Consider the following 26,268-nt stretch of genomic DNA (forward strand, 5'->3'; position numbering starts at 1 on the left):
AGGCCGTGCCCAGGCCGACAGCGCTGCGTCATGATCGCCAGAAACGGACGCGGCGTCAGGACTGTTGGCTCGGGGATTGTCTGCATCTGACCCACGACCTGCGCCTTCGCGCTGATCGCTGCTACACCACTTGGCGGGACACCATCGGGCAGGTGGTGACGCTCAGGGGGTCGAAGAGTTGCTGGGCCTCGCCCAGCATGCCGAGCTTGAGCAGATCGTCCGCGTACTGCGCTCGCAGCGGCATCAGGCGCGCGATCTGTGTCTCGCAGTCCCGAAGCACCGATGCCGCCCGGCGGGAATCGCGTGCGGCCTGCTGATGCTCACGACGTAGTTGAGCAGCAAAAGCTGTCCCTGCCTGAGCTGCTTGGTCGAGGGCCTCGAGCTGGGAGGTGATATCGGCCAGCTCCTGCTCGTACGTGAGGGGCGACGAGACAGCCTCGCCGTGGGTGACGGCGGTGGGAGCTTGTTCCTGAACGAAGGAACGCGCTGCTGCGAGTTCGGACCTGGCCTGGGTGAGCCGGCCGCCAAGTTCCCGGATCCGCTGGCCGAGCTCGACAGCACGGTCGTCATGGACACCGAAGACGACGTCGACTACCTGCCGCAGCTTGTGCTTGCGCATGTAGTCGTTCTCGAAGAGGAAGTTCTTGTCCGCGACGCGTTCGTTGGGCAGGAACGCCAACCACATCAGGTCACGGAAGCTGAGCGGAACCGTGCGGGACTCACGACTGGTAGGGGCTTCCCGCAACTGGACACCTTCAAGCTTGCAGTGGCCCAGAAGGAGAGCCGACAGGCTCTCTGAGGCCCCGGCCGGATCGATCGGCCTGCTCTCGCCCTTAGACGCGGGCCGACTGTCCAGCGTTCCGCGACGCACGAAGGCGACCTTCGAGGGCTCGCCCACCGACCGCTCGATCACATGCGGTTCACCGGAAAGCTCAACCTCCAAGAGGCAGGAGCGGACCCTTCGCAGTACCTCTTGATGACGGGGGTGCCGCTTGGCACCGAGCCCGTACGCAATGAACTCGAGCACCGCGGTCTTGCCCGAGCTGAACGCCCCAGCGATCACAGACAGGCTCCGCACCTGCTGTTCGATCGTGAAGTCGACGTCATAGGACCGGTCGATCCCAGCCAGCCGCAGGCGTCGGATCCGGATGCCGGGAAGCGGCTCCATGACGATCACCCCTCCCAAGACGTTGCCGACACGCGGGGGCCCGGGCCCAGGACACTCATGAGGGCAGGCGCGGGACCGCCGTGTCCGTCTGGCCGAAGCCACCGCGCGGTCTGCTCCCGCAGCCCCTTGTCACTGAGCTTTCGAAGACGACGAACGACGATGCTGGCCGCTGTACGGAACGAGGTGGCGCGGCCGGCACGTCCTGCAGGTGCCGACCTTGGAGCAGCCGGAGCATCCACCGGTGCGGAGCTGTAGGGACTCGGAGATGCCGCCGAGCCGGGGGAGGGCTTCCAGGCCCTCCGTCATGAGGTTCACGTTGGGGTCGCGGCCGATCTTGCAGACGGACGCGATCCCGTGCGGGTTGACGTGGAAGAAGGTGTGGCCCGTGTTGCAGCCGGTGAAGAGGCGGCGGGTCTTGACGTACTTCTGGGCCTGCGAGGCGAGGGGCTCGGCTTCCCCGTGGATCGTCGGGGACATGTTCGTGAACACCTGGTAGGGGAAGCCCCACCGGTCTTCGGCAAGGCTGACCATGGCGTCGACCTCGTGAGCGTTCTCCTCGGCGACGATGACGTTCAGCCGGACGGGCAAGCCCGCCTCCCGGGAGGCATCCAGACCGCGCGTGAACCGGTCGAAGGCGCCGCGGTTGCGGGTGATGGCGTCGTAGGTTGCCCCGGTCGCCCCGTACAGGCTCACCGTGAGCCGGTACGGCCGCAGCCGTGCGAACAGCTCCTGCATCCGCACCTTGTGGAGCTGGGAGCCATTCGTGGAAATCTGGATCATCATGCCGAGCCCGGTGGCGTACTCGTACGCGGCGGCGAACTCGCGGTCGATCAGCGCCTCACCGCCGGTGATCTGGAGCCACAGCACGCCGGCATCCCGCAGCATGGTGAGCAGGCGCAGCTTGTCGTCCCAGTTCAGGCCCTCGAACCGCTTCTCCCCGAGATAGCAGAACCCGCAGTCGTGGTCACAGCCGAGATTGATTTCCCACGAGGCCTTCGCGTACCCGTACGGGGAGCGCTCGCGAACCAGGACGGTCTCCCGCAGGCCGCCGTCGGGGAGGGGCATCTGCCAGGCCTGCGCGGTCGCCTCGTGCAGCCAGGACGGGGCCGGCCGGTCGTCGGCGACGGCGACACGTAATTCTTCATAGCGGGACTCGGGTATGCCCACGCCGCGGCCGTGGCCGGGCCGCAGTACGAGGTACTGTCCGAGGAACGGACTCGTGATCAGACTGTGCACCGTACGTCTCCCATCTTCAGGCGGGGCCGAACTGTTGGTGAAGGGTGAGGAGTGAACGGGTCAGGGCTGCCAGATCGTGCAGGCGCTCAGCCCGCCACAACTCGGCGGCAGTGACGTCGAGGGCGTGGTGTGTGCGGCGCACGACGTGCTCCGCGGTGTGCCGCCACTCGCGGCGCATGTGCGGCATCTGGTTCTCGACCTCGGGCAGGAGCAGCCCGGCGTGCCCGCGCAGCAGCCCCGCCAAATGGGCCCGCTGCTCCTGCGGCAGGTGGCCGGTGGCCAGGAGCACTGTGTTGTAGCTCTGGCGGATCAGGACGGCGTCGAGGGGCGCCGAGGTGATGTCGGTAGCGGCGTGTGTGTTCACTGGCGCGCTCCGGCAAGGGCGAGGCGGCACCAGGTGGTGGCCCCCTCATCACTCGTTCCCCACGTGCCGCCGTGAGCGGCGGCCAGGTGGTCCACGAGGAACAGTCCGCGGCCGCACTCGGCATCACTGCCGGCATTGCGCGCAGCGATCTCGCCGGGCGTCTCGTCGTGTACGGCGATCCGCAGGAACCCGTCGCGGACTGCGAGGGTGAGGGTGACCTGTGATCCGCTGCTGTGCACGATGGCGTTGGTGACCAGCTCGGACACGATGAGCGTGGCGTCGTCGACCAGGTCCGGCAGGCCGCAGTAGCGCAGCCAGGCCGCGGTGACCCGGCGGGCCATCTGCACGCGGCGGGCGTCCGGCTCGGCGACGTCGCACCCGTTGCTGCCGGGGGAGACGCAGAAGCACACGCTCATCAGGTCTTCGGCCACGCGGGGGCGCCCACGCTCTATGCAGGGGCCGCCTGTTGGCGTCGCCGAGCCAGTTTTCAAGGGTGGTGCGCTCGTCACCGCTGCTCCCAAGGCCGAGATCAGTCGCTTTCCTCGTAAGAGGTAATCGCGCGGTCACTGTCTGCGGGTACCGTGGGCGGTAGGTGCGACCGTGAACACCGTGAACGCCATGGAGCTGTCGGGAGTTGAGACATGGCCACGAGGAAGCGCACGCCCAATCCAGCCTTGGACAGGCTGCTTGAGCAGGCACGTTGGACGCGCACGCAGTTGGCGCAGCAAGTCAACCGGCTCGGCCCGCAGGCCGGACTGCAGCTGACGTACGACCGGACGGCCGTCGCGCACTGGATCGCTGGTACGCCGCCGAAACCCGAGGTCAGGCCTTTGATCCTTGAGGCATTGTCCGCCCGGTTAGGGCGACCGGTCACTCACGCGGAAGCCGGGCTTCAGCCCGCCTGCCGCGCAGGCGGCTCCGAACCAGCGGACACTGTGGAGGAGCTGATCGACCTCGGAAGGGCAGATATGGATCCATCCCGTCGCGGTGTCCTGGCCGCGACTTTGTTCTCTGCCGCGCTGACGGTGCCCGCGTTCAGCAGCAGCGCCCGGGCCGCCGACGACCCGGTCACCCCGGGCAAGGCCACAACCCGGATCGGTGCCTCCCAGGTCGCTTCGGTGCGCTCGATGACGGAGCGGATCGCCGACATCCTGGACGAGTTCGGCGCCGGCCACGCGCGTCCCATGGCGGCGGCGTTCCTCGTCAACACCGTCGGCCCGTGGCTGCGGGCGCAGGCCTCCGAGCCGGTGAAGCAGGACATGCTCGCCGCCGCGTCCGACCTGACCTACCTGACGGGTTGGATGGCCATGTACGAGAGGGCACACGGCCTGGGGCAGACGTACTACGCGACGGCGCTGAAGCTCGCCGACGAGGCCGGGGACCACGTCACCTACTGCCGCACGCTGCGCGGCATGTCCCTCCAGGCGTCGAACCTGCGGCACGGCCGGATGGCACTTCAGTTGGCGGACTCGGCGGCTGAGGCGGCACCGTCGGCCGGCCCCCGCCTGGTGGCATTCCTGCGGGGACAGCAGGCACACGCGGCCTCCATGGTCGGCGACCGGCGTCAGGCCCACGCACGGCTGCGCCAGGCCGAGACGGCGCTGGCGAAAGCCGACAACCGACGCGATGCGATCGGCGGTTACGACCAGACCGCCTACCTTTTCCACGTCTCACACGTGCTGATGGAAGAAGGCGACCTGCCGGGCAGCATCGAGGCGATGAAGCAGTCGATCCGCGTGCAGCCCGCGCAGGAGCGCCAGGGCCGCGTCCACGCCTACGCGGTCCTCGCGCAGCGCCAACTGCGGTACGGGCACGTGGAGGCCGCATGCGAGTCGTGGACCCGGTTCCTGGATGAGTACGAGCACGTCTCATCCGTCCGCGGCGACGACCACTTCGTCACGATGCGCACGGACCTGGCGCCGTACGCGAAGACGCGCGCGGTGAAGGAGCTTGCTGGGCGAGTCCGGCAGGTGGCTGCGGCCAAGGCCTGAAAATGTGGGCACCTCCGGGGAGCTGTCGGCAAACCCCGGAGGCACCTCCCACGATACGGCCCCGGCGGCAGGCGGGGCGTGCCGCATCCTCCCTGCTGCACCCGCACGTACGACAGCCCGACGGCGCGCGCATTGCAGGACGCTAAGCAAGCGGCCCCCACGCTTCGGAAAAACGCCTGCCGCCCCAGGACCGGTGTCCTGGGGCGGCGGCTGATCAACAGCTGTCGCTCGCATCGGCGAGTCACAGATCTGTCCACGGGCGAGGCACGCCCCTGGTGAGAGGCATCCACACGGCCTGAGCGGGACCGCGTTGCTCCAGGTCTGCCAGCACGGCGGCTCCAGCCGGACTTCGAGGGCGAGGCCTGTTACGAGCGGGTGGTGGGCAACCATCGCTTGCATATCGCTCATCCGATTCTCCAGCCTGGTCCGGGAGGCACCGGTGAGCACGAAGAGGACACGCGGGAAGACCGGATACCAGCGGAGCCAGGCAGGCCCGAGGGGGCGTGCGGCTTTCGGCGGCCGACGGGGTGGGCCTCGTGTTGGAACAGGCGGGCGTACTCGATCAGTTTCGCGGCCAGCCGCTCGCTGCTCATGGTGCTGCGGTCGACTTCCTCGAAGGCGCGCAGCTTTCGGCGGTGCTCGCTCTCGACGACGGTGTAGTACATGACTGCGTCGGCCACGATCCGCTCGCCCTCGCCGATGGAGTGGGACACCTCAGGGGTCCAGTCCCAGGGACAGCGCGTCAGCCAGGCCTGCGAGGAGCTGCTAGCCCTCGGCGTGCGCACGGTGACCAGGGACCGTGTGCGCAGCGTCGGCCGCGGCGAGCGGCACCTGCCGAGCACGAAGGATCTGTGCGGGCGGTGCGCGAAGGGGCGCGCGGCGGTGATGACGGACGGCACGGTCACCCCGTGCGTGCTGGGCCGGTTCCTGCCGGTGGGCAACGCCAAGTCCGAGGGCCTGGCGGCGGTATTCGGCGGGCAGAAGTGGGAAGGACACCGTCGGCAGCATCCCACCGGGCAGCGCTACGGCCTGCCCGCCGGACGACTCCAGCGACTGCAACCCGGCGAACACCGAAGCCGCCGACGTCACAAGGTGCTCGTCGATGTCGATGCTCGTGACCTTCTCCGCGCATCACCGGGCCCCTTCCCGGCCGGTACGACCGGATCGTCTCCACCGTGTCCGTACGCCCCATCCCGGTGTCGTGGCTTCAGGCACTGCGCCCGGGCGGCCGGCTGGTCACAACCATCGCTGGGACCGGGCTGACCCTCACCGCCGACAAGCAGGCGGACGGCGCGGTGGGTCAAATCGAGTGCGACCGGGCGGGGTTCATGCGCACCCGGCACGGCGACGACTACGAGCGCCAGGACGAGGACATGTGGAAGGGCGCGGCGGACGGCGAGGGCGAACACACTTTCACCAGCCGGTACCCGCTGCTGTACCCCGAGGACGCCTGGGACGCGATGTCGATGCTGGAGCTTCAGGGGCCCGGCCTCATCTACCGCCAGGACCAGGACGGCGAGAGCCGGACGGTGTGGCTGCTGCACCCGGACGGCTCGTGGGCGCGGGCGACGGTCGCGGCGGGTTCCTGGACTCGCCAGTGGTGCACGAGTTTGGCCCTCAGCGACTGTGGTCGGAGATGGACCGCATCCGCAACCGGCTCAACCGCAGTGGCGCTCTCCCGGTCTACGGGCGAAGGTGAGAATTGACCCGGACGGCTCAGCGACGCTGTCGCGGGGTAGCTGGTCACAGCGACTTTGACCGCCCACATGCAGCTCCGCCCGCGCGCATACCCCCGAGGCGCACGGGCGGGGCTTCCTCGTTCCTACGCGACCAGGTCCGGCGTCCTGCTGCCACTCGGGTATGAAGGGGGCAGCCGGTAGCTGCCGGGCAGGTCGGCGCGGGTACGGTCTCGGCCCTGCAGGTGGTGTTCGACGATGGTGTAGGTGGGCGACGAGTCCGCGGAGGTTAGCGCCGCTGTCCTGCCCTCCCGCCAGGCTTGTGCCACTGGTAGTCCGGCTTCAAGCTGACCCGCAACCGGCGAGCGACTTTCGACCGGGCGACCGTGGCTGGGGCAGAAGTGGCAGGGGATGCGCCGCGATGGCCGGTTCCGCGAGGCTGTGTGGCTTCGCGGGGGAGGGGTGGCTGGCCTCTCCATACCGGCCATCGTGCGGCGTCTGGTCCGCCGGGAGTTCGTCGATCCCTTCAACCAGAGGTCGCGGTCTTACGGTATCCCGACTGGGTCGCGGTAGGTTGCGTCGTGGTCAGGAGGTCGAGGAGCGGCGGGCTGCGAGGTCCTCGAGGCGGGAGCGTTTCCAGCGTTGCTGGCGGGGGCGTCCGCCGCTGCCGCGCCGGTACTCGTATCCGTCGGGCTGTTCGAGGTCGGGCAGGAGGCCGTGCCCGAGTGCGCTGATGAAGCTGTCGGCGTTGCTGTATCCGAGGATGCGGGCTGCTTCGGCGGCGCCGACCAGGTCCTCGTTTTCGTCCTGGTCGGCCGGCGGCAGTACACCGCGCTTGCGTGCTACGGCGACGACGGTGGCCCGGCGCCACTTCTTGCGGCCCGGGCCGCGGCTGCCTTCTTCCTTCTGCAGGGTGTCCGGTTCGGGCAGTTCGGGGATGCGCCCCTGGTAGAGGGCGCTGGAGAAGGAGGCCGGGCTGCCGTAGCCGAGCAGGGCAGCGACCTCGGCCGTGCCGAGGAGCTCGTCGGGGTCGCCGTCCGCCGGCACCTCGGGCCGGGCTGGCGCCGGGGCGGAGCTGCGCCGGCCCTTGCCGGGGCGGCTGGCGACCCAGGCCACGATCGTGCCTCGGCGCCACATCGGGCTGTCGATGTCCTCGTCGGGCTCGGGGAAGTAGCCGGGCCGGTCGCGGAAGTAGGCGTCGATGGTGGAGGTGCGGGTGTAGCCGAGAAGCTGGGCCACTTCCTGTTTGGTCAGCAGTTCGTCCTGGTCGGCCTCGAGTACCGCGGCTGGCAGCGTGCGTTTCTTCGGGGCACGCTGCGCGAAGAAGGCGGCGACCTCGTCGTGGTGCCAGAACCGCTTGCGGCCTTCTGTGCGCGCGACTGCGGGGAAGCCGCTGTCCGGATTGTTACTCCAGTCGCTGATCCGGGGCTTGCTCGTGCCGAACTCCGCCACGATCTGCGCGGTGTCAACGAGCCGCTCGGCGGAAGACATCAGGTCCCCTTCAGCAGGATCAGCAAGGCGATGCCGGCGCTCGAATAGGCGCGACATGTTCGATAATGCCAAATGGGTGGTTTGTTGTCCAGCCTGACGCCGAATTGGCCTACAGCACTTCCTCCCGTAGCAGGCACACCCCGAAGCGCGCCGCACGCTCCTCCAGCTCCGTGTAGGCCATGGCGGCCGGCGCGGTGTCCCAGGTCGCGAACGCGAGAGCGGAGACCGCCTCGCCGCGCGTCATCCCCTCCTCCCACGGCGCGCCCGCAGCGGTGCACCGCTCGGCGAGCTCGGCGTCGGACTGGCTCGCCGTCTCCCGGTCAACACCGGCCCGGACGTCGGCGACGCCCTCGCACCAGGCCTTGTGGCCCGCAGACAGCAAGCCGTGCAGCGTGTCCGGGTCGCTCACGCTCCGGGCCTGGGCGGCGAGATCGAGTAGCAGGGCGGTGGGGTTCGTCTCCGTGGTCATCTCCTCATCCACTGTAAGGGGCGCCTGCCGCGCCGCCGGCTTTCCCTGGCGCGGCAGATGGTGGTCATCAGATGTGAACGGTGCAGCCGTCGCAGAGTGCGCGGATGGCGCGGCGGGCCAGTTCGGTTCCTTGCGAGGCGCCTTCTCCAGCGCCGCCCGCACCTGGTCTTGACGGCGGTGAACGCCGGCCCCGGTTGCCTGGGCAGACGACGACGGGGTTGGGCGCAGCGCACTGCTCGGCGTGCCGGATCACGTCGGCGATGTACCAGTGTGCGCGGAAGCTGTTCCCCGTACCTGCTCAACCTTGGGATACGGGCGGGGTGAACCGGCTGCGCCGCGGTGTGGCTGAGCAGCGACAGCCCGGACTGACGGTGCGCAGGCGGCTGTTCCGTACCGCCGATGGTCTTGAGACCGGCACCTCCGTTGTCCACTTTGTCTTCCTGATCGCCCAATGCCAGCAAGTTGTGCACACAAAGGCCGCCCCTGTGAGCATGTCGGTGTGGGCCGTTAGCCTGTCGGTATGCGTGAGCGTGTCATTCCGGGGCGCAGCGGCGGCCTGATCCCTTTGCGCGCTGCGGACGCTCTGTGGGCCGGCATGACGACCGGCAGCGCTGTGCCGACGGCTTCCGCGGCGTTCACCTGTTCTCCTGCTCATGCCCGGGCGGGGTACGTCTTGCTCGGCAGCCGTGTGGTGGCGATGGTGAAGGCAAGCGGCGGCCACTGGAGTGTTTTGGAGACTGAGGTGCGCCGGGCGGCAGCGGAACTGAACGCGGTGGAGATGGACTGCCAGGACCTGGTCCGCATCGGTCCGTTTGGTGGCGCGCCGAAGAAGGAGTGCAACGAGACAACGCTGCTGCGCTGGCGCCAGCGCATCACCCGGGAACTGCAGGATCTGGGCGAGTCCGAGCGGGCAGCACGACGTGAAGGCGGCGGGCCGTCCCATCTGGCGGGGATCGACTGGCGGCGGCTACTCGTGGAGCGAACTCGCGACCGGACGGCGCGGACATGGTGGCTGCCGCGCGCCGTGGTCAGGCTGCTGGATGTGGCCGAGCACACCGAAACGCAATGGCTGCAAGCCGCGCGGACCTGCCGGGGGAACACGGCCGTCGCCGAGCCGCCCGGCCACGGCTGGCAGGCCCGGACCGCCGACGGCCGGCAGACGACGAGCCACGACTGCTCAACCGGCCCGCTGCGCCCGTACAACGGGGAACTGCAAGGCCACCTGTACTCGGCACTCAGCAGGAGACCCGGCACCTCCCGCAAGGTGGCTGGGTGGGCGTGCGCCATCTGCCGTACCGCTCCCGCCACGGTACTCGATCACTGCCACGAACACGGCTACGTCCGCGCTCCCGTCTGCCAGTCCTGCAACACACAGGAACGACCCGACCACCTGTACAGCAACGACATTCGCGTGGCCAACCACTACACACGCCTCTTTGTCACCCACGCCGCCGACTGGCTCTACCACTGGCACCGCTGCCCCGGCTGTCGCGCCCGCACCACCCTGCCGCTTCCACACCTCGCCGCATGGACCGCCCACGTGGCCTGCCGATCGCTGCGCCCGACCCACCGCGATGTCCGCGGTTCCCGCGCGCGTAAACCCTGTGGTGTGCTGCGCGTGTCCTGGGCGGGCAGTCAGAATGCGCCCGGTTCCTGCTTGCTCACTGTCGCCGTCGACTTCTGCCCTTCCGGCGAGCACCGTGTTCTGGCGCAAGTCCCCTACCGCGAAGCCGTCGAGCGGTTTGGCGCCTGGTTGGCCGAGGCCGCCCCTGCCGTGGCCGCCGCGGCGGGACCCGACCGCCTGGACGGCCTGCCCGCCCGGTTCCGGCCAGTCATCGCGGACACCAGCGGTGAGGGCCTGGCGCTGTTCTGAGTGAACAGCACCAGATCCGACACCCACGGCAACCCACACCCGCCCGGCGCCGGTTCGCAGCCCACCCGGACGCCCACGAAACCCGCCGCGTGCCTCCGCCAACACCACAAGCAGCCCCACACCTCAGACATCTTTGGGACCCGCCGCGCCCAGGGCCTGGACCCCCGGCAGAAGGAACGCCTGTTCGGACTGTTCGTATTGGCGGGGGTGACCAGCGGTGGGTTGCTGGCGCGGGCCCGCGCCGGCGGTGATCAGCTGCCGTCGGGGCTGTGCCTCTGTCTGTTCGTCGTCGTGCCGCTCTTTCGGGCTGGGCGGTTATGGGGGGGCGTTTCGCTGGGGTTCGTGTCCTGCGGAGATTCGTCGTCGCGCTGTTGTTGGGTCTGGCGGTTGTGGTCGGTTGGCTGCTGTTGCGGGGTGAGGGATCGGGCTGCGTCGCACTCGATGCAGGCTGCTGTGCGGGGTTGGCGGAGCGCGGCGAGGGCCTCTTCCTGGGTGAGTGTCCGGTCGCTGGGGGTGCAGCCGATGACGTGGAGGAGTGTGGCGCCCGGGTGTCCGGGGCGGTGGGGGAGGTACTGGAGTGTCCATGCGGGCGGGCGTTTGTGGGAGGGGGTGTCTGTTTGGGACAGACGGTGGGTCGGGACGTGCTCGTAGGAGACGCCGGGTATGGGGCGTGCGTGTGCGGGGCTTACCCAGACTCGCTGCTCGGCGGGTTCGGCGGAGCCGTTTGTACCGTTCTGTCACACCAGGATTCCTACCTGGTAGAGCCAGCCGTCCTTCACCTGTCGGCGGGCGTGCAGCCGTCCGCGGACTTCCTGGGCGTCGGGGAGTATGACGAAGATCGGAGCCCCTTGAGGTGACGTTATGGTCACGAGCGGTGATCTTGGAGCTCGAGTAGCGCTGCGAGGGCCGTGGCGGGGTCAGGGTCGCTTTGGCCGATGGGCCACCAGGCGCCGTCCTCTTTGCCGTACGGATACCAGCGGCCGTCGCGGCCGTAGCGCAGTTGGCGGTCGCGGCCGACGACGGTGAAGCGGTTGCGCCACGCGCGCAGCTGGGGAGGCCGTCCGTCCGCCCAGTCCTCGGCGAGCGAGGCGCGGGCGCGGTTGATTACCGAGGGGTCCGGGGTCCAGGGGTCCTCCAGGACAGAGAGTGCGGCCGTGCCGCCGTACCTCCAGGCCCGTACCGCCTGGGCGAGCTCGATCAGCGGGCGACCGGTGCTCTCGGAGATCCGGGCGAAGACCACTGTCTGTGGGTGCTCGGCGGCGATGCGCACAGCGTCCTGCCACTCCGTCAGGTCAGATGGATCGGGTGGTGTGTCGTTCGCCAGCGCGGCGGCGAGTTGGCGACGGGCGCGCTCGGCTGCGTCGGCGGCCAGGGTTTGAAGCGCCTCGGGGTCGATGCCTGGTTCGGCGGGCGAGGACGCCTCGAAGACGGGCGGGTACCCGGTGCGTTCGGGCAGGGGCGGCGGTCCGGGCAGCGGTGGCAGGTCGGCGCGCGCCGCGAAGGCCTCCCGGGCCGGTGTACCTGTGGGTGGGGCGGGAGTTCGCGGGGACGGAACCGACGCTGAAGCCGAGGCCGAGGCTGCCGCCTGCGATGCCGCGCGGGCGGCGTTGCGGCGGGCGAGCTCGTCCAGCAGCTGCTGTTCGCCGCGGCCGCGCATCAACATCAGCACGAAGGGGTCTTCGTCCAGCAGGCGTGCGACCTGGTAGCACAGCGCGGCGCCGTGCTTGCACGGATAGCCCCAGTCGGGGCAGGAGCAGGACGGCTCCAGATCGTTGGCGGACGGTAGCAGCCGTACGCCGGCCTCAAGTGTGTCCTTGACCAGCTCGGTGGGCATGTCGCGGTCCAGCAGTGCGGCGATGTGCCCGGCGCGTGCCGCCACCGCGTCGAGGAGCCGGTCCCATGCTGCGTCGCTGAGGACGGGGATCGCCAATGACACCCGGTAGGGCCGCGGCCTGCTGCCCTGCACCGGGGCGCTGATCCGGCCCGGGAACACGGTCATCTCGCCCACGGATCCGCGCCGCGCGTAGGTGCGACCGCGGGTGAGGCGGCCGGAATCGAGTGAGCACTCCTCCAGCGCCGACACCCATGCCTGGCCCCACCAGGTGGAGGCGAAACCGCCCCGGCGGCCGGGAGCCGGCGGGAAGGGAGGGAAAGTGCGGGCGAGCTGATCCTGGGCCCGCTGCTGGGGCTTCGTCGGGCGCGGGCTCACGTGCGGCTTCCCCTCGTGGTGCGCTGACGGTCTGTGCTCCAAGGCGTGGTGTTGTGGCGCATCGTTACCAGTTCGGCCAGTTCGGCGTCGGAGAGTTCGGTGAGTGCCGCCTCGCCATGGCTCAGCACGGCGTCCGCGAGCCCCTTCTTCTGCTTGAGCATCTGCGCGATCCGGTCCTCGACCGTCCCCTCCGCGATCAGGCGGTGCACCTGCACCGGCTGGGTCTGGCCGATGCGGTACGCGCGGTCGGTGGCCTGGTCTTCGACCGCCGGGTTCCACCAGCGGTCGAAGTGGATGACGTGGCCGGCGCGGGTCAGGTTGAGGCCGGTGCCGGCAGCCTTGAGGGAGAGCAGGAAGACCTGCCGTTCGCCGCGCTGGAAGCGGTCGACCATCTCCTCGCGCTGCTTCACCGGCGTCCTGCCGTGCAGGAACTGCGCCGCGATGCCACGGTCTGCGAGATGCTGCTGAAGCAGCCGGCCCATCTCGACGTACTGGGTGAAGACGAGTACCGAGCCGTCCTCGGCCACGATCGCATCCAGCAGCTCGTCGAGCAGTTCCAGTTTGCCGGAGCGGCCGGCGAGCTTGGTGTTCTTCTCCTTCAGGTACTGCGCCGGGTGGTTGCAGACCTGCTTGAGGCCGGTGAGCAGCTTCATCACCAGGCCGCGCCGGGCCATTCCGTCCGCCTCGCCGATCGCCGCCAGCGACTCGCGCACCAGCGCCTCGTACAGGGACGCCTGCTCCTTCGTCAGCGAGACAGGCTGGTCGGTCTCGGTCTTGGGCGGTAGCTCGGGGGCAATGCCAGGGTCGGACTTGCGGCGGCGCAGGAGGAAGGGACGGACCAGGCGGGCGAGACGGTGAGCACTCTCCTGGTCGCCGTCGGCCTCGACCGCGCGGGCGTAGCGGTCGCGGAAGGCGGTGAGCGTGCCGAGCAGACCGGGTGTCGTCCAGTCGAGCAGGGCCCATAGCTCGGAGAGGTTGTTCTCAACCGGGGTGCCGGTCAGCGCGATGCGCCCGCCGGCGGGGACGGTGCGCAGCGCCCGCGCGGTGTCGGAGTACGGGTTCTTGACGTGCTGCGCCTCGTCCGCGACGAGCAGGCCCCACGGCACAGCGGTATCGGCCAGGAGCGCCGCGTCGCGGCGCAGTGTGCCGTACGTGGTGAGGACGAAGGCGTTCGGTGTGAGGTCGTCCAGGGTGCGGCCCGGGCCGTGGAAGCGGCGTACGGGGATGCCGGGTGCGAAGCGCTGCACTTCGCGCTCCCAGTTGCCGAGCAGGGACGTCGGACAGACCACCAGGGTGGGGCCGTGGGCCGATCGCTCGTGACGGCGCAGGTGGAGGGAGATCAAGGTGATCGTTTTACCGAGGCCCATGTCATCGGCGAGACAGCAGCCCAGGCCGAGGGAGATCATCCGATCCAGCCAAGCCAGGCCCCGCAGCTGGTAGCCGCGCAGGGTGGCTGCGAGCATCGCGGGCTGGCCGGCGGCGGCCGATGCGGCGTCTCGGCCCGCCTCCGGCTCCGCGATCCGCGCACGCAACTGCTCCAGAGCGCCGCCCGCGGTGACCGGTACGGACGTGCCGTCGATCTCCACCTCGCCGGTCAGCGCCGCGCCCAGGGCGTCGATCGCGGTGAGCTCCCGGCCGCGCTGCTTGCGGACCTTGCGGACCAGCGCCTGGTCGACCACCACCCACTGGTCGCGCAGCCGCACCACCGGGCGGTGCGCCTCGATGAGGCGGTCCATCTCCTCCTCGGTCAGCGACTGCCCGCCCAGCGCCAACTGCCAGCGGAATTCAAGGAGCTGACCGGAGGAGAGGAAGGTCTCCAGGTCCGAGGGCGTCTTTTTGCGCCGGGGCGGCTCCAGCAGGCCGGTCGCGGTCAGCTCCTTCGTCAGGCCCTTTGGCAGGTGGACCTGGATTCCGGCGGCGGCCAGCCGCTCCGCAGCCTCGCCGAGCAGTTCCAGCAGCTCGTCGTCGGCGAGCTGCAGCACATCGGGCGCGGCCGAGGAGAGCAGGCGCGACAGCGGCGGCCATGCCTTCGCGCCGCGGCGCAGCGCCAGCAGCGCGTCGACACGGGTACGGGCGCCGAACTGCTCCTGAGCGGCTGCAGCCCCGGCCCACAGCTCGGCCGCATCTGCCACCAGGGTGGGGTCGGCGAGGCTGTGCAGCTGCACCACGGCCCGGAACTTTGGCCCCGCGCCGCCGCTGTCGCCGAAGTCTCCGCCGTCCCACGCGTCGCTGTCTCCCTCCAGACGCAGGGAGACGCGCACACCCGCGTCCATCCCGGCGGCCACCTCGGCCGCCCACTCACGCTGCTCGGGGATAGACACCGGCATCCGAACAGCGAAGGCCGGACCGGCCATCAGATGGCGCGCTGCCGGGGAGCGCGGCAGGCCGTCCGCGACCGCATCCACAAAGGCCCGCAGCAGCGGCTCGGCGGCGGGCAGCGCTACGGGCGACGAGCCCGGCAGCGGGACCGCGCGCGCCTCCGGCGGCATCGCCGCCGCGAGATCGCGTATCCGGCGCACGTCGTCGCCGTCCAGCGGACCGAGCCGCCAGGCGTCGAACCCGGTGGGGCTCAGCCCCGGCAGCAGCCGCCCCCGCGCAGCAAGTTGAAGCGCGATCAGGACCCCTGCTCCCCACCACGCAGCGGAAACGGAGGCGTTGCCGCTTGGCACCATGGCGCGAGCGCGGGTGAGTACGGGCACCGCCTGCGCGACCGGCAGCAGCACCGCGCTCACCCTCCGCCGCCGGATCCCGTTCCCGTGCGGCCGCACGACGGTGAGCTCCCCCAGCTCCACACCGCAGTCGGGCAGCTCGCCGCCGTCCGCCCGCCAGAACGCCACACGGCCTTCCCTGGCCGGATCTCCGGGCAGGAAGACCGCTTCGCATGCGCTGAGCGCGGCTGAGGCAGCCGGCGCAACCGCTCCCGGCTTCCTCTGCCCGGCAGGCCCATCCAGTTCGACGACCTGGAGGATACGCGCCATGATCGTATGCCCTTCGAGCCGGGGTCCGGGTATGCGCTGAAGCGACACCGTCACGCCTTGTCATCGCGCATCCACAAGCTGTACGGCGAAATGCTATCGGCCCCTGACGGGCGCCCGCGGCCTGGCCAAAGGACGTATGAGCGTGCGTGCACCCAGTCCTTGAGCGACTCGGTGCCCAGCGTGACGCCGACCGGCGCAGTGGACGACGACCTTGCACGGCCGCGCCTGCACAGTCGATGGCGTCGTCCGCGCTGGGCGCAGCCGCCCGCGGGCCGACCGGCGACGGTCCGCTGGACGGCCTGTTGCTTGACATCACCGGCTTCACGCGGGAGGAGGCCGGCACCGGTGTCGCGCTGGCCACCGAGCTGGGGCAGCTCGACGCTGGCAGTCGGGCCATTTATGACCCGCGCCTCGGTGATGCGGAGCATTTCGACTGGACCGGTGCCATCCGCTGACCGGCTGCGAGCATCACGGTCGGTCAGCCGCAGGCAGCTGGGTGCCGAACAGCTGACAGACGGGCTGAGTGCGGCGAGATGCTGTCGGCTCACGCCGGGCTTCTGTAAGGCGGTGGTCCAGTCGGTGGCGAGTGCCCTCCGCGCTGCGGCGAGTGTCACCTTGCCGAGCAGACCGCGGTGTGCAGTTGGGCTTCGACGGGGTCCATCTTGTTGTTGACGCCACCGTGTGTCCGGTGGCCGGGTCGGGAAGCATGTCCACTCGCCCGGTAGCGGGTAGTGGGTCGTGGTCCGGAAGCCTTTGGGGCGGCCCTGGATGTAGTTGGTCTCCCAGCACCGCCTGCACTCGATCTCGAACTCCTCCACTTGCTGAGCAGGCCCATTCAGGGTGCGGTGGCCGGGGCACTTGCGGAGGTTGGCCAGCCGGGAATGGCGCCGCCTACAGCATGGTGCGGTGGGGCCGGCAGGCTCAGGACAGGAACTGGGCGAGTGCTCCGGTGGCAGCGGCGGCGAGAGTGAGGAATGCGGCGAAGGTAGTGGCGGCGCGCATGAGGGCGGCAGGGTATGTGGCGCCGTCGAGGCGGGCGAGTGTGCCAGCGGCTGCGGCGGCCAGGAGCGCGAGCACGATGACCAGGGCGGCGGCGAGCAGGACGATGGCGATGTGGGTCACGGCAATCTCTCCGTAAGAGATGGGTTGTTGACGTGACCGAAGGTCGTGGAAACGGTGTGCGTCGTGGTCCGGCCGGACAATGATGAACACCGTTGAACACACGCAGGGCCGGGGGTGCAGGTGGGCGAGGATTCCGAGAAGCGTGAGGCGGCGCTCACCGAGCTGCGCAAGCGGCTGGAAGACGCCCTGGCTGACGCGGGGCTGACCAAGGTTCAGCTCGCCGCCCGGGCGAGACGATCGCGCACGACCGTCCAGGAGGCCTTCAAAGACGGTGGGCACCTTCCGTCCGGCGCGACGGTGGCGGCGCTGGCCGGCGAGCTGGGCCTGTCGGCCAAGCAGAAGCAGGAGCTGCTGGAGCTGCGCCGGGCCGCGGCAGGCGAGACGGCCGGTCCTCTGTGTGTGCGGGATGAAGGGCTCGGCAAGCCGATCGAGCACTGGGATCCTCACGACCTGGAAGTCCATCCCGCCGGAACCCCCACCGCCGCAGCCGGTGTGGGCGCCCGGGCGCAGCGGGCGCTGCCCGGCTACGTGCGTCGCGCCCATGACGAGGTCCTGGCCGAGGCGGTGAGTGAGGCGGCCGAGGGGCGCAGTCGAATGCTGACCTGGAGGCCGGTTCCCGCGAACGTACGATGGGTCGACCGGACGATGTGGGGGCATTCATGGGCGAGGGAGAGGGCGCGGAGGCGACGCGTGCCCAGGCGGTCGGGAGCATCCGGGACGCTCTGAGGCGGGAGTACGACGGCCTCATCGACCTCGGAGACGTGGAGGGGCGGAGCGCCAGCGAGATAGAACTGATCTTCGCCAACCGTGCGTTGGCAGCCATGTCGCTCCAGCTGCTCACCGGCTGCCCACCGACAGAGGCCGCGGCGTGGGTCACCGACGGCCGGGACGACCAGGGGATCGACGCCATCGGTTGCTCTCCCTCGGCGCCGGAACTGTGGCTCGTCCAAGCCAAGTGGAGCGAGCAGGGCAAGGCACGCTTCGGTGTAGAAGGCGCCCTGAAACTGCTGCATGGTCTGCGGCAGCTGGACAACCGCGACTTCGACCGGTTCAACCGCCGGGTGCGGCAGCACGCCGATCGGGTGCGCGACATCCTCGAATCGCCGGAGTGCCGGGTGCACCTCGTCGTGGCGGTCATGGGTGAACAGGCGTCGAAAGACCAGGCCCGCCAGGTGATCGAGCAGGCCGCCGCGGACTTCGGCGCCGCGGTCGAGTGCCACGTCCTGGCGCTCCCTGACTTCCACGCCGCTGCCCACCGAGGTGCCCTGACCCGAAACGTCGAACTCGTCGCCACCCTGCTCAGCAGTTGGTACACGCAGGACATCCCGCACCGGACGTTCAGTGGGCTGGTCGGGGCCGACGAGGTCGCCCTCTGGTACCAGGAACACGGGGCCCGTCTGTTCGACCGGAACCTCCGGAGCAACCTCGGCGTGACAGCACTCAATCTCGGTCTCGTGGAGACACTGCGGACTGCCCCCGAGACCTTCTCGTACCTGCATAACGGAATCACGGTGCTATGCGACTCCGTCGAGACCGAATTCTTCTCCCGCCCCGTCGTAGGCGCCCCGGTGCGACTGCGGCTCAAAGGGGCCGCCGTCGTGAACGGCGCCCAGACCGTCGCCTCCGTCTACTACGCGTACGATAAGCATCCCGAGAACGTGTCGCTGGCCGCTGTCCCGGTGCGATTCATCTCGGTGGCGAACGCACCCGAGGGCTTCGCCCGGTCCGTCGTCGCCGCTACCCATACCCAACACGGCATGGGTTCCCGCGACCTCATCGCCCTCGACGAGGTGCAGAGCCGCATCCGGGAAGACTTTCGGGCCACCCTTGACAAGGAGTACGTCTTCAGACGGGGCGAGTTGGTTCCCACGCCGGCGGCGGGCTGCTCGCTCGAGGAGTCGGCTGTGGCGCTCGCCTGCGGCCACCCCGACGCGTCCCTCAGCGCCTTGGCCAATGCCTCAACCGAGCATCTGTGGGAGGCGACGCCGGAGGGGACGTACACCCGCCTGTTCGGCCGCCGGCCGAGCGCCCTGCAGATCTGGCGCTCCGTCCTCCTGCTCCGTGCCGTCCGAGAGGCCCTCCACGAGCTGAAGCCCGGTCTGACCGGGCGCGCGGCTGCCATCGCGGAGCGCGGAGGCCTGCTCGTCGCCCACCTGGTGTTCCGGCTCGACGGAGCCGAGGGGATCGACGATCCCGACACCGAGTGGGAGCACGCGCTGGTCGACGTGTCCGGCCGCGTACGCCAGGTGCTGGCAGCGCTGATTCCGCTGGTGGACGACCTCTTCGGCAGCAACTCGTTCGTGGCGACGATCTTCCGGGAGACTGGGCGGTGCCGCCTGCTCGCGGAGACGGCCGTACGAACCCTCACGGACGCGGAGCAGACCCCGCAGCTCGTGGTCGCGTCCCCTCCGCAACGGTCGCGGAGACCCAGTTCGGCCCGTCTTCTCGTCGAACACCGGCGGATTCCCGACGGAACGCAGGTGCTGTACCAACCAGGGCGCGTTGAAGAACGGGCCATCGGCCGCTGGCTCGACGAGGACCCCCGTCGTTACCTCGCGACCTGGAGCAACGACACCCGGCATCCGCTGCGCTGGGCCGCCGACGGACGCCTGTACTCGGTCAACGGACTGATCCGGCACATCTGGCAGAGCGCCGAGTGGCGTGAGGCATGGAGCGCCGTCCAGGGGCCTCGATATTGGATCATCCCGGGCGAAGGCAGCCTCGCGGACCTCGCCGAAGCGCTCTGGGACGCCAAGGCTCTCCGGGACACCGGCGAGTGAGCGCGCCGGGCGTGCTCCGTCACGTGGGGCGCTACGAACTCGGAGAGCTCATCGGCAGGGGCGGGATGGGGCAGGTCTGGGCGGGACGCGACCCAGAACTGGGCCGACACGTCGCCATCAAGCTCATCCAGCCGCGAGAGGGCTTGACCCGCTCCGAGGCCGGAGCCAGGATCGCCCGTTTCCGCCGCGAGGCCCAGACCATGGCTCGGCTGGCCCACCCGGGCGTCCCGCAGGTCTACGACATCGTCCCCGATCCCGCGGGCGGTGAGCGCCTCTACATCGTCATGCAGCGGCTGTACGGCTCCTCGCTCAAGGACATCTGCGGTACCTTCGGCCGCCTGCCTGTCTCGTGGGCGGCTTGCCTGGGGGTCCACCTGTGCTCGGTGCTTGCCCACACCGGGAGCGTGCCACTTGTCCACCGCGATCTGAAGCCCGCCAACATCATGGTCACGGACGACGGTTTCGCGATGGTGCTGGATTTCGGCATCGCCGCGCTGCTCGACGGCGACCACACCACCCTGACCCCGGCAGGCCGTCCCGTCGGCACACCCCGATACATGTCCCCCGAACAGGCCCTGGCAGGCGAGGTCACACCGCGCAGCGATCTCTACGCGCTGGGCTGCGTTCTGTACGAACTCCTCACTGGCCAGCCGCCGTTCACGCAGGACAACGTGCCGAGCCTCCTCTACCACCATGTGTACGAGCCTCCGGTTCCGTTGTGGGAGCGGCGCCCGGAGGCCGGGCGCGAGCTGGACCGCCTGGTACGGGACCTGCTTGCCAAACGCCCGGAGGACCGGCCCGCGTCCGCTCAGGAGGTCTTCGAGCGACTCGTCCCGTTCCTTCCGCAGCAGAGGCACCGGTCGGTGGACGCGGGGGGTGCGGAAGGGTGGCCGCAAGGGCTCAGCCCCCTCGTACATCCCGGTCGCGCGTGGTTCATTGCGTCCTCCGCGGGTGGCGGGATCCCTGTCCTGGACGCTGACGATCTCCGGGAGGCGGACGCGCTGTTCGAGGATGAGGAGTACGGGCGGGCACTGGCGCTGTACCAGAAGCGCGTGGCCGAGCTCGCCGCCCAGGGGGCGGAGAACGGCGTGGAGGGCCTGAAGCTCCGTGGACAGATCGCCTACTGCCTGATGAAGTTGGGCGAGGTGGCGCAGGCACTGGAAGCGTTCGAAGCCGTGCTGAAGGCGCCGGGAGGGACCCTCTCGCCGACCGATCCGTTCCTTCTCACCACCCGTCGCCGCCACGGGTTGCTGCTGCACTCGGCCGGCCGGCTGTCGGACGCCTTCCATGTGCTGGTCGCCCTCTACCCCGACCTGCTCCGCACAGTGGGGGCGGAGTCGCCGGAGACCGATCGTGTACGCGCAGCGTTGAACCGGCTGCGGCGACAGCTGCGGCCAGGCGAATGACCGCGTGGGCGCCGCTACCCAGGAGAGGAGACGAAGCCCGCGCCGCGGGACCTGGCCAAGAGCAAGGATGAACGCGAGCTGGAGACCGCGAGCATAGCCGACAATCCGGACGGGACATCCGGGCCGCGGCTGGCCGAGCGAGGCAATTGGCGGGGCATCCTCGCCGGGCTAGGGAGATCGGCGTCCTGGAGATCCGCGCCCCCTCCACCCGCGCTCGGGCTGTCCGAGGAGGCGCTGCGAGGCTGGCGCCTCGCTCTGCTCCCAGACGGCGCTCCTGGAGCACGCCGCCCGGTGGAACCTGCGTACGGTCATGACGTCCACCAGCGGGTGGAGGAGGCCGTTGCGTTCGCGGAGATTATCCATAGCGCACAGGCACGTGTGACGTGTTTGACAGGGATGTCACCTGGTCGTATGGCCGTCTGACGGTCCGCGCCTCGGTGGCTGACGGGGCTTGGTTGTGTTTGGTGGGTGGAGCAGAGCTATGTGGCTGAGCGTTCGATCTCTGCGTCGACTGGTGTGGAGCGGTGGGTGGTGGCCGATGCACGCACCTACGACCTGCATGCCGAGGCGTGTGCGTTTCTGGCCGGGTTGCGTAGCAAGGGCCGCTCGCCGAACACGGAGCGGGTCTACGCAGGCCGTCTCGCCCTTTATCTGAACTACTGCGCAGGGCGCGGTATCGAGTGGTCGCGTCCGAGTTTCATGGCTCTGTCCGGGTTGCAGCAGTGGCTGGTCACCACGCCGCTGCCGGCCCGCAGCCGTCGCTCCCCGACCACGGCTGCGCCCCGCTACCGTTCGCAGGGTACGGCGAACGCGGTGATGACGGCGGTGGCGGACTTCCTGCGCTTCGGCGCACTCCACGGCTGGGTTCCTGCCCAGACGGCCGGCCTGTTGTCGGAGCCGAAGTTCCTGCGGTACCTGCCGGCTGGTTACGAGGCCGGCGAGCGCGGCCAGTGGCGCCAGGTCCAGGTGTCGGCTTTTCGTTTCCAGGTCAGCGAACCCGGATGCGAGGATCTGTCCCCGGAGTAGATCCGCCACATGATCGCGGATACGCCCAGAGCGCGGGACCGTTTCCTCATTGCGCTGCTCGCTGCGACCGGCCTGCGGATCGGGGAGGCCCTGGGCCTGCGCCAGGAAGATCTGCATTTCCTGGCCTCTTCACGCTCCCTGGGCTGCCCTGTACAGGGCCCGCACCTTCATGTGCGGCGCCGCACCGACAACCCGAACCGGGCCCTGGCCAAGTCCAGACACCCCCGCTACCTCCCCGTCACCCCCGACATCGTCTCCCTCTACACCGACTACCAGTACGAACGGACGCCGGTGGCCGCTGCGGCCGAGACAGGCATGGTGTTCGTGAACCTTTTCCGCCCGCCGCTGGGCCGGGCCATGACCTATCCGAACGCCAAGAGCGTCTTCGACCGTCTGGCCCGCCGTGCCGGGCATCCGGCGCGGCCGCACATGCTGCGCCATGCTGCGGCCACCCACTGGCTGCGTGAGGGAGTGGACCGGGACGTGGTGCAAAAGCTGCTGGGTCACGCTTCGCCGCTCTCCATGGACCGCTACCGCCACGTCGATGAGTCCGAGACCCGGGCGGCTGTCGACCGGGCCCAGGCATGGCGGGAGAACCAGTGAGCACGGCTACGGCGCCTGCGGTCGGACTTGCCGCACCGACGAGGGCCACGAAGAAGTCGTGGGAGATGTGGCTGCGTGCCCACATCGATCCCGCGTGGCGGCCGGGGGAGTGGGACAGCGCCAGGTGGCTGTTCACCGGAGACCTCGGCAACTCGCGCACCTCGTCCTCCCAGTGCCGCACCCGCCGCTGCGAGATGATCGTGCGCGCTCAGGAGACGTTCTGTACCTACTGCTCGGACCAGCGCAGAAAGAGCGGCTTGCCGCGGGAAGAGTTCGCCGCCACTTTCACCCCCGCCCGTTCCAGATCCCTGCCATTGACGGTCGTCGGGCCGTGCACGCTCACCCGGAACGGCGCGCGCTGCGTACGGCCCCAGGTGTCGGGAGGCCTGTGCGCTGCCCACCACAACTCCCGCAGGTACCACACGGCAAGAGGCACGTTCGAACGCTGGCTCCGTGAGCGCGCTACTCCCTTCATTGACGTGCCTGTCTGCATGGTCACCGACTGCGCCGGCGCATCCATGAATTCCCGGGGGCTGTGCAACTATCACTGGCGCGCCTGGAGGGCAGACTGCCGCTCCAGTACCGCTCCCCTGTCTGTTGCCCAGTGGGCGCCGGGGCAGCCGCTCTATCTGCTGGCGCACCAGTTCCACCTCGCCCCGTTGCCCGAGTTGCTGCGCTGGGAAGTGCTTTACGCCGTGCAACAGATGGACCAGTGGGTACGTGCCCTGGAACCTCACTGGATCCGCGGCGTGATCAACCATCTCACCACTGCCGAGACCCTTCTGGATGCCACCAACGCGGCCCGGCTCACCAAGCCGCACCAGGCTGCCGTCCGTACATTGGAGAACCTGCAGTCCGCCGCCCGCGCCGGATACAGCGAGTTCTCCGGGATCACCCTCATCGACCAGGACGTCATCGATCTGCGCGTCCTCGGGCTGCGCCACAGCGCCTCCGGCAAGCGCCGGCATCTGCCCGGCCGCGTCGATCTCCGCACAGTCCGTCAGCCCTGGTTGCGCCAGGCGCTGCGTCATTGGGTGACCAGCGCCCGCCCCACCACGGAAGACTTCAAGCGTACTTTCCACGCGACGACCATCGCCTCCACGACTCTCGCCCAGCGCGCCGACGCCGGCGACGATCCCGCCGCCCTGACGTTCGTCGATGCCACTTCGGCCGTCGACGCTTTCCGTGCCGCACGCAAACGAGACGGAACCCCCTACTCCTCCTCCTTCCGGCGCAGCCTGTTGGGGATGTTCTTCCAGCTCATCGCCTACGGCCGCCGCTGCGGCACCCTCGATGACCTGGCCGGCACCTTCACCCGCGTGCCCGTCGAGCACGTCATCTCCGTGGAGGAACCGAATGAGGACTTCATCGGTAAGGCCATTCCCGAGTCCGTCATCCGGCAACTGGATGCCCACCTTGACTCCCTGGGCACAGGAAACACCTACGGCTGCCGCGACATCGCCCCAGACGCCCGGCAGCTGCTGTACCGCACGATGTACATCGTCCTGCGCGACACCGGGCGCCGCCCGCTCGAGGTCGTCTCCCTGACCCGTGACTGCCTGGAAACCCACAACAGCCAGCCCACCCTGATCTGGGACAACCACAAGAGGAAACGCCACCGCCGACGTCTGCCGATCACAACCTCCACTGCCGACGCCATCCGAGCCTGGCAAGCCTGCCGCGACCAACTGCATCTTCCTGCCAAAGGAGACCGGTACCTCTTTCCGTCCCTCACCCCACTGAGTGATGCCCCCTACATCTCCAGCAACTACCTCAGCGACGCCCTCAGGCTCTGGGCAGACGCCCTGCCCCAGCTCCACGCGGAGGGAACGGACTCGAGGGGACAACGCCTGCTCTTCGACCGGTCTCTGATCTACCCCTACGCCTTCCGCCACTCCTACGCCCAGCGCCACGCGGACGCCGGTACCCCCGTCGACGTGCTGCGCGAACTGATGGACCACAAATCCATCGCCATGACGCAGCGCTACTACACCGTCTCCCTCAAGCGGAAGAGCGAAGCTGTGGCCAAACTCAGCGCACATGTCCTCGACCAACACGGTCACCTCAGCCCCAGCTCGAGCACTGCCTACGAGATGCGCTCCGTCGCCGTTCCCTATGGCGGCTGCACGGAGCCGTCGAACGTGAAAGCCGGCGGCCAGGCGTGCCCCATCCGCTTCCAGTGCGCCGGCTGCGGCTTCTACCGCCCCGACCCCTCCTACCTGCCTGCCATCGAGCACCACATCAACGAACTACGAGCAGACCGCGAAACCGCACTCGCCATGGGCGCAGCCGAGTTCGTCACCACGGCGCTCACCGCACAGATCACTGCCTACCAGCACGTCATCGACCGCATGCACAAACACCTGGCATCCCTCCCCGCTTCCGAACGCGCCCAGATCGAAGAGGCCAGCACTGTGCTGCGAAAGGCACGAGCAGGCGACAACCACACGCTCCTGCCCCTCACCACCGCCCGGCCGAAAGACCACCGATGAATCCCCGCGGCAACCCCGCTCCCCTCGCCGAAGCCAGACGCCGTCACAGCCTCGACAAACGAGCCCGTGTCCTCACGGTTCTCGCCACACTCGAGAAACAGGGAAAGCCGCTCACCTTCGCCGCAGTCGCCCGCGCCGCCCGAGTCTCCACCTGGCTCACCTATGCCCCCGGCGTACGGGAGCACATCGAGGCAGCCCAACTACGCCAGGCCCACAGCACCCCACCATCTGCTACGGCAAGCCCGCCCTCCGCACTCAGCCTGCGCACCGAACTCGAAACCGCCCGGAAAGAAATCAAAGACCTCCGCGACGAACGCGACCGGCTCCAGACAGCCCTGCGCCACCAACTCGGCCACCAGCTCGATGCCATCCACGCCCCTGACGCAGCGACCAGAGCAGATGAACTGACCACCTTGAATCAGGACCTCACCCGCCAGCTACAGGAGGCCTCCTCAGAGAACGCCACATGCCGCGCCCGCATCACCGCCCTCGAGGAAGACCTGACCGCCGCCCGCACCAGCCTCCGAAGGATGATCCGTGACGATAACCTTCGGTGAGCGAACACGGCATCGCCAGCACGGGAACTGAATCATGCCCAGCGCATGCCGATGGCGGAGAGCTGTTCCACGCGTTCGGGGGAAAGCGTCGCCGCTCGTGAGCGTTGGTTGTTGATCCATGCCCCGAGACGGAGCTCGTGCTGCTCCTGGTCCTCGCCGACGATCCGTTCGATGTGCTTGCGCGGTACCCGCAGGTGTCCTTCGCGTTCGTAGAACTGCTTGGCGGCGACGAGGTTGAGGGCCCATTTGTCGGCTTGGCTGCGGCGCGGCTGTGGTTTCTCGTCCTCGGTGGCGGGCTGGATTCCGAGGATGTGTTCGCACATCCACTGCTGGACGCCTGTGAGCTTGTCCCAGCCGAGGCGGACCGAGCGTACCCACCGTCCGAGGTCTTCGCCCTGGTGCACGACCTCGCCCGGCGACATGGGCAGTTCGCCGCCGGTCTCCAGGTGCAGCCGGACCAGATGGAAGCAGCGTTGCCATTCCACGGGCCAGGCCGGGCACCACGACGGGTCGATATCCTCGAGCTGTTCGCGCCGTTCCTCCGACAAGGCGCCGGCCGCCGACTCCACGGGCAGTCCCTCGGCACGGCGCTGCTCGATCTCGGCGGCCTTGCGGGCGGCGGCCCGCTGGTTCTTCAGCCAGATGCCTACCCGGTAGCCCTGGTAGGTGGCGTCCAGCGGGGCCAGGAGGTGGCCTGCCTCGGCTGCCCATCCGCGCGCCGCTGCGAGGCCCTGGTCATGTCCCCTGTGGTGGTGTAGCGAGGTCGATCTGATCTTTGTAGATCGTGTCCATGCTTTCCTCGGGTAGATAGCGGCGGGGAAAGGCGA

The 26,268-nt window shown here is 69.3% G+C and carries 23 protein-coding genes and 1 pseudogene; 11 read left to right on the forward strand and 13 right to left on the reverse strand.

Annotated elements, in window-relative coordinates; genetic code table 11:
• Positions 1-121: 121 nt before the first annotated feature.
• The 4 genes from ABT288_RS34000 to ABT288_RS34015 all read right to left on the reverse strand — a co-directional run bounded on the left by ABT288_RS34000 (position 122) and on the right by ABT288_RS34015 (position 3,199).
• Entirely contained in the window at positions 122-1,168 is a 1,047-nt protein-coding gene (locus tag ABT288_RS34000; RefSeq protein ID WP_351616152.1) for a hypothetical protein, read from the reverse strand.
• Positions 1,169-1,297: 129 nt separating this feature from the next.
• Positions 1,298-2,404 (reverse strand): radical SAM protein, encoded by a 1,107-nt coding sequence (locus ABT288_RS34005; RefSeq protein WP_351616155.1) that lies wholly within the window; start codon positions 2,402-2,404, stop codon positions 1,298-1,300.
• A gap of 16 nt (positions 2,405-2,420) precedes the next feature.
• Positions 2,421-2,768, reverse strand: coding sequence for a DUF6415 family natural product biosynthesis protein (locus ABT288_RS34010; RefSeq protein ID WP_351616158.1), 348 nt, complete (start codon positions 2,766-2,768; stop codon positions 2,421-2,423).
• Positions 2,765-3,199, reverse strand: coding sequence for an ATP-binding protein (locus ABT288_RS34015; protein ID WP_351616161.1), 435 nt, complete (start codon positions 3,197-3,199; stop codon positions 2,765-2,767). The genes ABT288_RS34010 and ABT288_RS34015 overlap by 4 nt, the downstream gene beginning before the upstream one ends.
• A gap of 210 nt (positions 3,200-3,409) precedes the next feature.
• On the opposite strand from ABT288_RS34015, the gene ABT288_RS34020 reads away from it, so the two are divergent.
• Complete coding sequence (locus tag ABT288_RS34020) at positions 3,410-4,759, forward strand: NsdA family TPR-like regulatory protein (protein WP_351616163.1); 1,350 nt, start codon at positions 3,410-3,412, stop codon at positions 4,757-4,759.
• Between the two features lie 241 nt (positions 4,760-5,000).
• Here ABT288_RS34020 and ABT288_RS34025 read toward each other — a convergent pair.
• Positions 5,001-5,496: pseudogene (locus ABT288_RS34025) on the reverse strand (replication-relaxation family protein); the annotation flags it as partial.
• 438 nt (positions 5,497-5,934) lie between these two features.
• On the opposite strand from ABT288_RS34025, the gene ABT288_RS34035 reads away from it, so the two are divergent.
• A complete protein-coding gene (locus tag ABT288_RS34035) occupies positions 5,935-6,465 on the forward strand; it encodes a hypothetical protein (RefSeq protein WP_351616169.1) in 531 nt (176 codons plus the stop codon).
• A gap of 555 nt (positions 6,466-7,020) precedes the next feature.
• Here ABT288_RS34035 and ABT288_RS34040 read toward each other — a convergent pair.
• Positions 7,021-7,926 carry a helix-turn-helix transcriptional regulator gene (locus ABT288_RS34040; protein ID WP_351616170.1) on the reverse strand — a complete coding sequence of 302 codons (906 nt, stop codon included), beginning with the start codon at positions 7,924-7,926 and terminating at the stop codon, positions 7,021-7,023.
• A gap of 109 nt (positions 7,927-8,035) precedes the next feature.
• Positions 8,036-8,395, reverse strand: a complete 360-nt coding sequence (locus ABT288_RS34045) for a hypothetical protein (RefSeq protein ID WP_351616172.1) — start codon at positions 8,393-8,395, stop codon at positions 8,036-8,038.
• A gap of 520 nt (positions 8,396-8,915) precedes the next feature.
• Here ABT288_RS34045 and ABT288_RS34050 point away from each other — a divergent pair.
• Positions 8,916-10,268, forward strand: coding sequence for an endonuclease domain-containing protein (locus tag ABT288_RS34050; RefSeq protein WP_351616175.1), 1,353 nt, complete (start codon positions 8,916-8,918; stop codon positions 10,266-10,268).
• Positions 10,269-10,519: 251 nt separating this feature from the next.
• On the opposite strand, the gene ABT288_RS34055 is transcribed toward ABT288_RS34050, so the two are convergent.
• The 4 genes from ABT288_RS34055 to ABT288_RS34070 form a co-directional block, all read right to left on the reverse strand.
• The gene (locus ABT288_RS34055; protein WP_351616214.1) at positions 10,520-10,933 is read right to left on the reverse strand and encodes a DUF6233 domain-containing protein; all 414 of its coding nucleotides are present in this window, start codon (positions 10,931-10,933) and stop codon (positions 10,520-10,522) included.
• Positions 10,934-11,005: 72 nt separating this feature from the next.
• Entirely contained in the window at positions 11,006-11,137 is a 132-nt protein-coding gene (locus ABT288_RS34060) for a hypothetical protein (protein WP_351616177.1), read from the reverse strand.
• Entirely contained in the window at positions 11,134-12,477 is a 1,344-nt protein-coding gene (locus ABT288_RS34065; RefSeq protein WP_351616180.1) for an SWIM zinc finger family protein, read from the reverse strand. The genes ABT288_RS34060 and ABT288_RS34065 overlap by 4 nt, the downstream gene beginning before the upstream one ends.
• Positions 12,474-15,455: an SCO1167/SCO6262 family helicase gene (locus tag ABT288_RS34070; RefSeq protein ID WP_502972894.1), complete on the reverse strand. Its 2,982-nt coding sequence runs from the start codon at positions 15,453-15,455 to the stop codon at positions 12,474-12,476. Before ABT288_RS34070 ends, ABT288_RS34065 begins: the two co-directional genes overlap by 4 nt.
• A 236-nt stretch (positions 15,456-15,691) precedes the next feature.
• On the opposite strand from ABT288_RS34070, the gene ABT288_RS34075 reads away from it, so the two are divergent.
• On the forward strand, positions 15,692-15,910 hold the full coding sequence (locus ABT288_RS34075; RefSeq protein WP_351616185.1) for a hypothetical protein: 219 nt from the start codon (positions 15,692-15,694) through the stop codon (positions 15,908-15,910).
• A 466-nt stretch (positions 15,911-16,376) separates the two neighbouring features.
• On the opposite strand, the gene ABT288_RS34080 is transcribed toward ABT288_RS34075, so the two are convergent.
• Positions 16,377-16,577: a hypothetical protein gene (locus ABT288_RS34080; RefSeq protein WP_351616188.1), complete on the reverse strand. Its 201-nt coding sequence runs from the start codon at positions 16,575-16,577 to the stop codon at positions 16,377-16,379.
• Between the two features lie 114 nt (positions 16,578-16,691).
• Between ABT288_RS34080 and ABT288_RS34085 the strand changes: the two genes are divergently transcribed.
• The 7 genes from ABT288_RS34085 (at position 16,692) to ABT288_RS34120 (ending at position 25,441) form a co-directional block, all read left to right on the forward strand.
• A complete protein-coding gene (locus tag ABT288_RS34085) occupies positions 16,692-17,303 on the forward strand; it encodes a helix-turn-helix domain-containing protein (RefSeq protein ID WP_351616191.1) in 612 nt (203 codons plus the stop codon).
• Positions 17,237-19,357, forward strand: coding sequence for an AIPR family protein (locus tag ABT288_RS34090; RefSeq protein WP_351616194.1), 2,121 nt, complete (start codon positions 17,237-17,239; stop codon positions 19,355-19,357). Before ABT288_RS34085 ends, ABT288_RS34090 begins: the two co-directional genes overlap by 67 nt.
• Positions 19,358-19,368: 11 nt before the next feature.
• Positions 19,369-20,763, forward strand: a complete 1,395-nt coding sequence (locus ABT288_RS34095) for a serine/threonine-protein kinase (protein WP_351616197.1) — start codon at positions 19,369-19,371, stop codon at positions 20,761-20,763.
• 468 nt (positions 20,764-21,231) lie between these two features.
• Complete coding sequence (locus ABT288_RS34105) at positions 21,232-21,789, forward strand: site-specific integrase (RefSeq protein ID WP_351616200.1); 558 nt, start codon at positions 21,232-21,234, stop codon at positions 21,787-21,789.
• 9 nt (positions 21,790-21,798) lie between these two features.
• The gene (locus ABT288_RS34110) at positions 21,799-22,392 is read left to right on the forward strand and encodes a tyrosine-type recombinase/integrase (RefSeq protein ID WP_351616203.1); all 594 of its coding nucleotides are present in this window, start codon (positions 21,799-21,801) and stop codon (positions 22,390-22,392) included.
• A 194-nt stretch (positions 22,393-22,586) separates the two neighbouring features.
• The gene (locus tag ABT288_RS34115) at positions 22,587-24,884 is read left to right on the forward strand and encodes a tyrosine-type recombinase/integrase (RefSeq protein ID WP_351616206.1); all 2,298 of its coding nucleotides are present in this window, start codon (positions 22,587-22,589) and stop codon (positions 24,882-24,884) included.
• Entirely contained in the window at positions 24,881-25,441 is a 561-nt protein-coding gene (locus ABT288_RS34120) for a hypothetical protein (RefSeq protein ID WP_351616208.1), read from the forward strand. Before ABT288_RS34115 ends, ABT288_RS34120 begins: the two co-directional genes overlap by 4 nt.
• Positions 25,442-25,473: 32 nt before the next feature.
• On the opposite strand, the gene ABT288_RS34125 is transcribed toward ABT288_RS34120, so the two are convergent.
• Positions 25,474-26,268, reverse strand: a 795-nt coding sequence (locus ABT288_RS34125; RefSeq protein ID WP_351616211.1) for a helicase associated domain-containing protein, incomplete at its 5' end; no start/stop codon positions are given.

The organism is Streptomyces sp. NPDC001093, from assembly GCF_040298985.1.
Classification (GTDB): domain Bacteria; phylum Actinomycetota; class Actinomycetes; order Streptomycetales; family Streptomycetaceae; genus Streptomyces.